This is a genomic window from Aliiruegeria sabulilitoris (assembly GCF_001558155.1).
Lineage (GTDB): Bacteria > Pseudomonadota > Alphaproteobacteria > Rhodobacterales > Rhodobacteraceae > Tropicimonas > Tropicimonas sabulilitoris.
Genome location: NZ_LOAS01000099.1, coordinates 1 through 1266 on the forward strand (window position 1 = coordinate 1; position 1266 = coordinate 1266).

Annotated in this window: 1 protein-coding gene; it reads right to left on the minus strand. The window is 61.7% G+C overall.

The window, feature by feature from the left end:
* Window positions 1-6: 6 nt before the first annotated feature.
* Window positions 7-954, minus strand: a complete 948-nt coding sequence (locus AX756_RS24700) for an META domain-containing protein (RefSeq protein WP_068318540.1) — start codon at window positions 952-954, stop codon at window positions 7-9.
* Between the last annotated feature and the right edge of the window lie 312 nt (window positions 955-1266).

A 1266-nucleotide genomic window follows, 5' to 3' on the forward strand; every position in this document is an offset into this window, starting at 1 on the left:
GGCGTGTTATTCCCCGTTTCCTACGATTACAGTCTGCGGCACTTCGTAGGTCTGCTGACCCAATGTCACCACAAGCAAGTCCCCCGATAGTTCACTGTCCTGCGCATCGGAGGCGGTGCCTTCGGCGGTCTCGGCATAGGCCAGCTCACCTTCTGCAAAATGCACGACGCGCTCGCCGCCGTCCGGATCATAGATCACCAAAACCGCGGAGTGGTCGCCGTCTCGCGCAACGCCATAGTCGCAAAGCGCGACTTCCCCCTTGACCGAGCCGCGGCAGTCGAGGGTACCAATATTGTCGAAAAGCCCCTGCTGCGCCCGAACCGCGGCCGGCGCGGGTCGCAGATACTCTGTCGCGGCCCAGCCCGTGGTTCCCGAAGCGTCCAGAAAGGTGATGTTGCACCAGTCATAGGTGTCACCGACCTCGCATCCCTGATTTCGCAGGAGCGTTCCGGGCAAGACACGCGTGACCAAGGGCGCATCCGTGCCGGGCGCTTGTCGAATGTTGAGTGGGCCGCTGAGTCCGTCCACAGTGACGAAGTCAATATCGAAGACCGAAGCCGCCAATTCGGCCAGCGCCATCTGGTCTTCACCGCGGGAGAGATTGAATGCGCCGGTGAAGGGGTCATGCGTGAACGCTGTTTCCCCCTCCAGCAGCTGCAGGATCGCTGCTTCCTGCCGTGTCAGGTCATCGCCGGGGCACGCCATTCGCGTCACGGCCAGTGGAGCCTCCACCACCAGCATGGCGTTCTCGAAACGTGCCGACCCGGTGAAGCTGTTGCAGCCAGTATTTCCGGCGATAGTTCCATCCGCGCCAAGCGTGATCTGGGGCTGCCCGGTCGCGGCCGTCCCGTTCACCGAGACGATGGTCCAGTCACTTGCGCGGCCAGCAGTCGGCGACAAGCAGGCGGCGGCGGCAAGTCCGATCGCCCCGGCAATGCGGCATAGATCACTCATTGGCTTCCTGCTCTACAAAGTCGGATACAACGACGCTCTCGGACTCGCCCGACGACTTCGAACAGGCCGCAAGAGCGATGCTTGCGAGCAAAACAGCCGCGAAAGCATTGAAACGGTTCTGCATCTTTCCAGTCCGCCTCGCCATCACGACATGATCACGAAGTCGCGTTGCGAGCGGCTATCGGGATGCAGCGGCAGATCGGTCATGATGTAGATCATGCCCGGGTGGATATACTGACGGATCTGCTGAGCGAATGCCTTGTCCGTGCGCACCCGCTTGAGATCCTGCATCTCGGCACTCTGCGAAGTGCC